Consider the following 7,118-nt stretch of genomic DNA (forward strand, 5'->3'; position numbering starts at 1 on the left):
TCCGATCTCCCGGGGCCGGCCGATCCGGCCCTCAGGGTATCGGGTTCCCACATTCATCCGCACATGTACGGATGAATGTGGGAGGTGTTCGGATAAAGTTGATACTCAAGGGAAACCACCGAAGAGCCCATTTTTTGTGTAAAAAGGACGAGTGAAATATAATGCTTAAAAAATATTGGATAAAATGTCCGATTTGTAACGGAAAGACGAGAGTTCAAGTATTTCATAATACTGTATTAAAAGATTTTCCTCTTTTCTGCCCTAAATGCAAATTGACGCATATCATTGATGTAGAAAAATTAGAGATTGTAATCAAAAATACAGAAAAACAAACTTTTATTATTTAGAAGAAAGGATATAAAAATGAAACGTTTACCTAAATATACGCCTGCGGAAGTACGGAATGATCCATACGGATTTACTTACAAAGAAATGTCGGAAGTTATTGGCGAGAATGAAGCAAAAGCCTTATATGAAGAATTATATAAGCAATTACCACGCAAAAAAAATCTATCAATGTTTGTAAAAAATATTTGCAAAAGCAGTGATACTGAAAAGTATGTTTACGAACTGAAAGACAACAAATACATTGAAACGGTTTTTATCAAGCGGCGAGATGGTGGAACTGTTTGCGTGAGCACACAAGTCGGTTGTCCTGTTGGTTGTATTTTTTGTGAGTCCGGGCGAAATGGCTTTGTTCGTAATCTAACATCGTCAGAAATCGTACAACAGATTATATTGTTGCGTCGAAAAGTAAACCGTATCGTTTTTATGGGTATGGGAGAGCCTTTATTCAATTATGACAACTTGATAAAAGCAATCCATATTCTCCGAGATAGATATGGGCTCAACTTTCCAACCGACGGCATTACCATATCAACAGTTGGTCCGGTCGATCAATTAAAAAAATTGCGCGAGGAACATCTTAAAATTCAGTTGACAATATCTTTACACGCAGCAACACAATCTGCAAGAAATCGTATTATTCCTCACATGCGCATATATGCTATTGAAGATGTTGTTAAGCAAGCCTTATCCTATTCTGAAAGGCATAATCGCAAAATTGTCTTTGCGTATTTGCTTTTACCGGGTATAAATGACCGGCCCTCAGATGTAAGACAACTTGCAAAATGGTTTCGGGGCAAAAAAGTTATGATTAACGTGTTACAATACAACCCAACAAGCAATTCAAGAATTAAAGCACCACAGAAACGGGAAATAGTTGCATTCAAACATCAATTAGAGCAAGCAGGACTTGAAGTTACTATAAGAGTTTCTCATGGCAGAGAGATTAACGCGGCTTGTGGACAGTTAGCTAACACATATAATAAATTCAAAAAAAATGATTAAAAGTGCCAGACGCATAGACGCAGAGCCGATAACGCATTAGGTCAAAAAACCTATGTGTTATCGGCTTTTTTAGAGGCTTCGGTAGTTTGTGTGACAAGGGGCTAGCCTAGGCAGCAACGCTCTTCGCTCCCTTCACGCCCTTCTTCCTCGCCTTCACCGGGCGACCCGGGAGCTGGGGCTGGCAGTCGCCGCACCTGAGCATGAGCAGGGCCACGAGGTTGTCGGTGTTGCGGAAGCCGTAGCCCATCCTCACCGTCACCTTGATCTTGTTGTTGATGGCCTCTACGCGCCCGTTGCTGATGCCGAGCTCGACTGCGGCGATGATGTCGTCGCGCCGGCGGCGCACCTTCTTCTCCACGGCGACGACCTTGGCGATCTTGCAGTAGGCGGCCCTGTGCATCCAGTCGTCGAGCAGCTCGGCGGCCTCGGAGCCGTCGGCTGCCCGGAAGACGGCCCGCAGGTCCTCCTTGAGCTCCCAGGCCCTGACCAGCCGCGAGCCGGCCCTCTTCTTGAGCGCCTCGAGCCTCGCCCTCTGGCCGTCGGTGAGGTCCTCGGGGTTCTTCACGAGCGCGTAGCGGCTGCCCTTGATGGAGGCCGCCTCCTCCTCGAGCGCCCTGACCTCCTCGGGCGGCAGCTCGCCTTTGGCAGGCCTGCCGCGCTTGCCCTCGGGCCTGGGCCTGGCGGCCCTGGCGGCGGCCCTGGCGGCGTTCCACTCCTCGCAGCGCACGGCGTCGAGCGCGTCGTTCATCCACTGGACCACGCGGAAGGGGTCCATGACCCACCTCGCGTTGGGGCAGCGGCGCTTGACCAGCTGCCCTATCCGCCTCGCGCCGTCGGCGGTCACCACCTCCATGGCGCGCCTCTGCTCGCGCGTGAGCCCGTCGAGGAACAGGTTGAGCACGTCCTTGCCGGTGCCCTCGTGCGCCCAGATGAGGCAGCCGCGGTCGTGGTCGACGACCACCGTGACGTACTTGTGGCCCTTCTTGTACGACGTCTCGTCGATGCCGATGCGGCGCACGCCGTCGAACCTCGAGGCGCCGCGCGCGGCCTCCAGCTCGGCGTAGACGCGCCTGCACACGCCGCCCACGCCGTGCCACTCGACGCGGGCGAGCTCGGAGACCGCCGAGGCGGTGCAGCGGACCGCCAGCCACGCCACCCAGTCCTCGAAGTCGCGCGTGAAGCGCGCCCCGTGCCGCGCCCAGGGGACGGCCTCGGTGCGCACGCCGTGCTCCGGGCAGCGCACCCTGCAGGGCGCGTACTCCAGGTAGCAGGCCGAGCGCGCCAGGTCCATCGCCCTCCACAGCCTGGGGGCCCCGCGGTTCGCCATGTCGTAGAAGTCGCAGGCCCTGCCGCATACGGGGCAGCGGCGCTGCTCGCGCTTGTAGGGCCGGACGCTCACGACGATGCGCTCGGCCTCGATGCGCGCGCCCAGGACGACCGTGCGGGCCAGACCGAGGGCGAGAAGTAGTAGACTCTTCATGCGTCACACCTCTTCGGTTGTCTGAATTTGGCTTAGCAATCATAGGCGGATGACGCGGAAACGGCCCCTCCCGGGGCCGTTTCAGTTCCAGATCGTTGTTTTCGCCCGCTGAGCTGGGCCTATGCCGGAATCTCTCCCACAGAAACCACCGAAGAGCCAGATTTCTTCTGGGGCGGTTGACAAGGGCTGTCCTTCAGCCCTGCAATTAAGAGGATGATGAGCTGGCTGAGCTCATGAAGGGCCTTGGGAGCGAGGGGTGCCCACCAGCAATTCAGCCTCGATGGTGATGCTTTTCACACGCGATAGATTTAGGGACTCCGCGTCGATGCCGAACAGCAGCGGCGTCATCTCGGCGAACACGCGGACGTCCCTTTCGGACATCTCGAAGGTGCGCGTCACCTTGATGCGGTCGGTCATCTTGAAGTGCTTCTCAAAGCAATCGGTCACCAGCTGGTTTGAGTATTCCTTGCTGCGCAAAGATCCTTCAGCAAGGTGGCGCAGCTCCGTAAGATGATTGCTGCCTGGAACCACTTTGACCAGCACTCCTGGCGCGGAGGCGTTTCTGGTTGGGGTGAGAACGCGCTTGAATTCGTCGTAGTTCGAGGGAGCGAATACGTCCACCACGCAGTTGATGGAGCCTTTCAGCACGGGGATGTTCGTCAGGTCGCCAACCAGCCATTTGACCGCCTTTCTGGAATCGTGGCGGGCCGCCATCAGCATGGCGTCTTTTGAGAGGTCAAACGCCACCACGTCGACACAGAGGTTTTCTCGGATTGCACGTGCATAGAAGCCTTCTCCGCATCCCGCGTCGAGCACGCGGAATGGCGTCGCGTTCACAGCTGCAGGACCCTCGCTTGGGGAAAGGGCCCTTCCTACCGCGGTGAGGACGGCTTCTTTCACGTGGTCGTAATACCCTGCCTCCAGGATTGCCATGCGGCTCTCAAAGGATTCTTTGCTGTAGTGGGCTGACTGCCTGGAGGGCCCTAGAAGGTTTACGTACCCCTGCTTTGCGATATCGAAGCAGTGCCTCTTCGGACATACGAGGCTCCCTTCCTGCAGCTTCAGGGCGCTGTGGCAAAGGGGGCAAGAGAGCACGTCGGCGCTGTCAGCAAATCGCGCGTATCTGTCGAGTACCATTGCGTCTCCTTTCGTCCAAGCAATTCTAGCAGATGAGTCTTCCCCAGCAGTGCATGGCTAATCACAGCAGGCAGAACCGCACAGTGACAAATAGCTGAGCTATTTCAAGCTGGGATTTCGGTATTCTGCTGCCCTCTTTTGGGCCACTTCATTTCGCCACGCTTTTGACAGGAGCAACAGGGTCCTCGCGCGCAAAACGCATATGGGCAATGCAGCCGTCTGTCAGGGCATGCCTGCGCCCCCGAACCTGCCGAAAAGGCGCTGATCTGCCCGCCAGGGCATGCCTGCGACCCCGAACCAGCCGAAAGGGCGGTGGATCTGCCCGTCAGGGCATGCCTGTGCCCCCGAACCAGCCGAAAGGGGGGTGGATCTGCCCGCCAGGGCATTGGCAGAAGAAAGAATGCCGAGATACTCAATAAGAAGATTGATAACCTTCAGCAGGTGAAAAAAGGAGGCTTCGGTAGTTTGTGTGACAAGGGGCTAGCCTAGGCAGCAACGCTCTTCGCTCCCTTCACGCCCTTCTTCCTCGCCTTCACCGGGCGACCCGGGAGCTGGGGCTGGCAGTCGCCGCACCTGAGCATGAGCAGGGCCACGAGGTTGTCGGTGTTGCGGAAGCCGTAGCCCATCCTCACCGTCACCTTGATCTTGTTGTTGATGGCCTCTACGCGCCCGTTGCTGATGCCGAGCTCGACTGCGGCGATGATGTCGTCGCGCCGGCGGCGCACCTTCTTCTCCACGGCGACGACCTTGGCGATCTTGCAGTAGGCGGCCCTGTGCATCCAGTCGTCGAGCAGCTCGGCGGCCTCGGAGCCGTCGGCTGCCCGGAAGACGGCCCGCAGGTCCTCCTTGAGCTCCCAGGCCCTGACCAGCCGCGAGCCGGCCCTCTTCTTGAGCGCCTCGAGCCTCGCCCTCTGGCCGTCGGTGAGGTCCTCGGGGTTCTTCACGAGCGCGTAGCGGCTGCCCTTGATGGAGGCCGCCTCCTCCTCGAGCGCCCTGACCTCCTCGGGCGGCAGCTCGCCTTTGGCAGGCCTGCCGCGCTTGCCCTCGGGCCTGGGCCTGGCGGCCCTGGCGGCGGCCCTGGCGGCGTTCCACTCCTCGCAGCGCACGGCGTCGAGCGCGTCGTTCATCCACTGGACCACGCGGAAGGGGTCCATGACCCACCTCGCGTTGGGGCAGCGGCGCTTGACCAGCTGCCCTATCCGCCTCGCGCCGTCGGCGGTCACCACCTCCATGGCGCGCCTCTGCTCGCGCGTGAGCCCGTCGAGGAACAGGTTGAGCACGTCCTTGCCGGTGCCCTCGTGCGCCCAGATGAGGCAGCCGCGGTCGTGGTCGACGACCACCGTGACGTACTTGTGGCCCTTCTTGTACGACGTCTCGTCGATGCCGATGCGGCGCACGCCGTCGAACCTCGAGGCGCCGCGCGCGGCCTCCAGCTCGGCGTAGACGCGCCTGCACACGCCGCCCACGCCGTGCCACTCGACGCGGGCGAGCTCGGAGACCGCCGAGGCGGTGCAGCGGACCGCCAGCCACGCCACCCAGTCCTCGAAGTCGCGCGTGAAGCGCGCCCCGTGCCGCGCCCAGGGGACGGCCTCGGTGCGCACGCCGTGCTCCGGGCAGCGCACCCTGCAGGGCGCGTACTCCAGGTAGCAGGCCGAGCGCGCCAGGTCCATCGCCCTCCACAGCCTGGGGGCCCCGCGGTTCGCCATGTCGTAGAAGTCGCAGGCCCTGCCGCATACGGGGCAGCGGCGCTGCTCGCGCTTGTAGGGCCGGACGCTCACGACGATGCGCTCGGCCTCGATGCGCGCGCCCAGGACGACCGTGCGGGCCAGACCGAGGGCGAGAAGTAGTAGACTCTTCATGCGTCACACCTCTTCGGTTGTCTGAATTTGGCTTAGCAATCATAGGCGGATGACGCGGAAACGGCCCCTCCCGGGGCCGTTTCAGTTCCAGATCGTTGTTTTCGCCCGCTGAGCTGGGCCTATGCCGGAATCTCTCCCACAGAAACCACCGAAGAGCCCATTATTCCCGTATGAAATCGGCACCCCTGAAGCCCCGTTCGAGGAATAATTGCGCGCTAAAATACAGCAAGATACACGGCGTTATTCGGCGGCATTCGGGGTTGTCGAAACTGCGGAAACCGATTTCCGCGTTTCTTTATTCCCGTTTGTTGACCTGGGCAAATACAATTGAAAAGGGTTTGAATCCGCCTCGCAGTTTCAACTCAGTTTCGACCGTTCGAAACCGGCCTTCGGGGGACCCGAATTGTGAATTATTCCCGCAGGGCCTAATTATTCCCGTACCGCCGAGTACTCCGCTGTACCGCCCAGTAGGGATAGACGGGAATAATTGGGTCGTTTTCCCAGGTAGAGATACAAAAAGAAAGCCCTCGAACCAGAGGGTTCGAGGGCTGTTATTCCCACTATTTCGCTGGTGGCTTCGTCCTGCGGCGATGCCGAAACAGTATCAGGCGGTACTCGGCAGCACCAAAACGCGAGTTCAGAAGCCAGTTCCCGTTATTCCCACTCGATGGTTATAGTTTTGCCGCCCCGTCATTCCAGTTACACCCAGTTTTCGGTGCCGCCTCGAGCCGAGTGCCGCCAGGTGACACCATGTCGCGTTTCGTCGGCTTTGGAGACAAAAGCTGGGACAACTCTAAAAACTTTTTTCAAACTCAGGGCTTTGAGTTTTTGTTTTTGTCCCAAAGGGCGCGGCGGGACGCCTTTGCAAGCTCAATATCGCCGAAAACGCCCGTTTTGAAACTCAACCGCCCTTTTGCCCGCAAGCCGCCAGCTACAATCGCAAGTGAATTAACGCGGGCGGCTTTCATGCTGGTTGAAAAACCGCAGGTCGCAGCTCTTCGTCGTCCGCGGGTAAAGTGAGTAGTCTCAGGTGGCTTGCCCATGAGTTGGCGAGCGGGCTTTGAGATTCCGCCGACGTCTGGAAACGCTTCGAGCTCCCTTGAATTTCCGGACAGTACATGATATAAGGTAATTGGTTTTCCGTTAGGAAGGCTTCCAAGTGCCGGGGACGTTTTCCCCGGCTTTTAATATGAGAAAGCCATTGTCAATAGGCGTGTTTGTTCGGGCCCGGTTTTAAACCGGGCTTTTTCGTTTCCCGTCGGGAGGGCCCGCGCACGCTGCACGTTTAGTCG

General features: G+C 58.0%; 6 protein-coding genes and 1 pseudogene. 3 read left to right on the forward strand and 4 right to left on the reverse strand.

The window, feature by feature from the left end; all coding sequences use genetic code 11:
• Window positions 1-161: 161 nt before the first annotated feature.
• The gene (locus ACTNB2_RS08645; RefSeq protein ID WP_003431289.1) at window positions 162-347 is read left to right on the forward strand and encodes a cysteine-rich KTR domain-containing protein; all 186 of its coding nucleotides are present in this window, start codon (window positions 162-164) and stop codon (window positions 345-347) included.
• A 16-nt stretch (window positions 348-363) separates the two neighbouring features.
• On the forward strand, window positions 364-1,350 hold the full coding sequence (rlmN, locus tag ACTNB2_RS08650; RefSeq protein ID WP_441042626.1) for a 23S rRNA (adenine(2503)-C(2))-methyltransferase RlmN: 987 nt from the start codon (window positions 364-366) through the stop codon (window positions 1,348-1,350).
• Window positions 1,351-1,456: 106 nt separating this feature from the next.
• Here the strand turns inward: rlmN and ACTNB2_RS08655 are convergent, their stop codons facing one another.
• From ACTNB2_RS08655 to ACTNB2_RS08670, 4 genes and pseudogenes are all read right to left on the reverse strand, one after another.
• The gene (locus ACTNB2_RS08655; protein WP_441045758.1) at window positions 1,457-2,830 is read right to left on the reverse strand and encodes an ISL3 family transposase; all 1,374 of its coding nucleotides are present in this window, start codon (window positions 2,828-2,830) and stop codon (window positions 1,457-1,459) included.
• 231 nt (window positions 2,831-3,061) lie between these two features.
• Window positions 3,062-3,763, reverse strand: a complete 702-nt coding sequence (locus ACTNB2_RS08660) for a methyltransferase domain-containing protein (RefSeq protein WP_052241580.1) — start codon at window positions 3,761-3,763, stop codon at window positions 3,062-3,064.
• 63 nt (window positions 3,764-3,826) lie between these two features.
• Window positions 3,827-3,967 (reverse strand): annotated as a pseudogene (locus ACTNB2_RS08665) (putative RNA methyltransferase); the annotation flags it as partial.
• 485 nt (window positions 3,968-4,452) lie between these two features.
• Entirely contained in the window at window positions 4,453-5,826 is a 1,374-nt protein-coding gene (locus ACTNB2_RS08670) for an ISL3 family transposase (RefSeq protein WP_441045758.1), read from the reverse strand.
• 750 nt (window positions 5,827-6,576) lie between these two features.
• Between ACTNB2_RS08670 and ACTNB2_RS08675 the strand changes: the two genes are divergently transcribed.
• Window positions 6,577-6,846: a hypothetical protein gene (locus ACTNB2_RS08675; RefSeq protein ID WP_418727444.1), complete on the forward strand. Its 270-nt coding sequence runs from the start codon at window positions 6,577-6,579 to the stop codon at window positions 6,844-6,846.
• Window positions 6,847-7,118 lie beyond the last annotated feature (272 nt).

This window comes from Collinsella sp. HCP28S3_G2, from assembly GCF_052065125.1.
Taxonomy (GTDB): Bacteria; Actinomycetota; Coriobacteriia; order Coriobacteriales; family Coriobacteriaceae; genus Collinsella.